We start from the raw sequence: 1,840 nt of genomic DNA on the forward strand, positions 1-1,840 counted from the left end.
TAACATGGACATCGGCGTTCACACACCACCACTGTACGGCGAATCGCTCGAAGACGCGCTCGAATATCTGAACGACATCGGCGTGGACGCCATCGAACCCGGCGTCGGCGGCTTCCCCGGCGACACGCACCTCCCGCGCGACGAGTATCTGGATGACGAGGACGCACAGGCGGAACTCCACGACCTGCTCGCCGAGCACGACATGCGCATCAGCGCGCTGGCGACGCACAACAACCCGATCCATCCGGACGACGAGACGGCCGAGGAGGCGGACACGGAACTCCGCGAGGCCATCGAGCTCGCCGACCAGTTGGACGTCGGCACCGTCACCTGCTTCTCCGGCCTGCCCGCGGGCGGCCCGAACGACGAGTACCCGAACTGGATCACCGCGCCGTGGCCCACGGAGCACGCCGAGGCGCTCGAATACCAGTGGGAGGACGTGGCGATTCCGTACTGGCAGGAACTGGAGGCGTTCGCCGACGACCACGACGTCGACCTCGCCATCGAGATGCACCCGAACATGCTCGTCCACGAACCCGCCGGAATGCTCGAACTTCGCCAGGCGACGGGCGAGCGCGTCGGCGCGAACTTCGACCCTAGCCATCTCTACTGGCAGGGTATCGACGTGCCCGAGGCCATCCGCCTGCTCGGCGAACACGACGCCATCCACCATTTCCACGCCAAGGACACCAAGGTGTATGAGTCCCAGGCCCGCTACAAGGGCGTCCTCGACACCACGCCGTACACCGACGAGGCGGACCGCTCGTGGCTGTTCCGCTCGGTCGGCTACGGCCACGGTGAGGGCCACTGGAAGGACATCGTGAGTGCCCTCCGCCTCGTGGAGTACGACGGCGCGCTCTCCATCGAACACGAGGACTCGCTCACCAGTTCGCGCGAAGGGTTGGAGAAGGCCGTCGAGTTGCTCCAGCGCGCCGTCTTCCGGACCACGCCCGGCGACGCCTACTGGGCGGAATAACTCACAACACCTCGACGAGCGGTTCGGGGTAGAGCGTTTCCCCTCCCTCGGAAAATGTAGTCGGAGATAGCCAGACGCACTCGATTTCTTCGTCCAATTCGGCTTCGTAGTCCGAGAACTCATCTTCTTCGTACGGCCACGACTCCGCGATTTCCGCTTCGTAGACGCGCCACACTTCGTGCTGTTTCTGTCCGTCGGTCGTAAACACTTCCTCGTACGTTCCGAACTCCCGAACGTTCGAGAGCGAGACGCCCAACTCCTCGTCGAACTCGCGGTGGAGGGCGTCCTCGCTGTGTTCGCCGAACTCGACGCCGCCGCCGAGCGGGTAGTAAAACGGGTTACCGTTCGGGTGGTACTCGCGGGCGACGAGGAGTTCTTCGAGGTGAGAGTTTTCGTCGTGGTGATTGTTACGGCGAATCAGACCGCGCGCCGAGACGCGGATATGTCGTTCGGGCATGGGATTCGGTACGAGTGTTGGCTACTTGATTTGTCTATCGAAATTCGGGTGGCTCTGTCACGTCAATTTCGCTACGACGAGTATCTGATGGTTTTGTGATTTCAGCAACTACGGACAGGGTCCAGAAAGCCCCCGCCACGCTCGCTACGAGTTGTGCTTGGTTGGTGTGGAGTTGCAACTACTACGATGACGACTTCGAAAGCCCCCGCCACGCTCGCGGTCGCTGTGCAGGATATCTGCGCTCCGCACCGCGCGCAGATTGGGGCCTGCACAGCGACTAAACGGTGCGCGAGCGGGCGGCCCCTTTCATCCCCACCCGACCGCCGCACCTCCGCACCGCACCACACGCCTCCCCAACCGATTCCTTCCTCGTCGCGCTGCTCCTCGGTCGTCATCCCTCGCGCGGG

At 63.4% G+C, this 1,840-nt stretch carries 2 protein-coding genes; one reads left to right on the plus strand and one right to left on the minus strand.

What is annotated here, in order from left to right:
- Positions 1 to 4: 4 nt before the first annotated feature.
- A complete protein-coding gene (locus tag WBV42_RS06155; RefSeq protein ID WP_423985244.1) occupies positions 5 to 976 on the plus strand; it encodes a sugar phosphate isomerase/epimerase family protein in 972 nt (323 codons plus the stop codon).
- A gap of 1 nt (position 977) precedes the next feature.
- Here the strand turns inward: WBV42_RS06155 and WBV42_RS06160 are convergent, their stop codons facing one another.
- Positions 978 to 1,433 carry an NUDIX hydrolase gene (locus WBV42_RS06160; protein ID WP_423985243.1) on the minus strand — a complete coding sequence of 152 codons (456 nt, stop codon included), beginning with the start codon at positions 1,431 to 1,433 and terminating at the stop codon, positions 978 to 980.
- Positions 1,434 to 1,840 lie beyond the last annotated feature (407 nt).

The sequence above is a fragment of the Haladaptatus sp. genome (assembly GCF_049589095.1).
Classification (GTDB): domain Archaea; phylum Halobacteriota; class Halobacteria; order Halobacteriales; family Haladaptataceae; genus Haladaptatus.

What these genes read in the sequence shown, in the direction of transcription:
- WBV42_RS06155 (WP_423985244.1), top strand. Translation starts at nt 5, where the DNA reads ATGGACATCGGCGTTCACACACCACCACTGTACGGCGAATCGCTCGAA.
- WBV42_RS06160 (WP_423985243.1), bottom strand. Translation starts at nt 1,433, where the DNA reads ATGCCCGAACGACATATCCGCGTCTCGGCGCGCGGTCTGATTCGCCGT.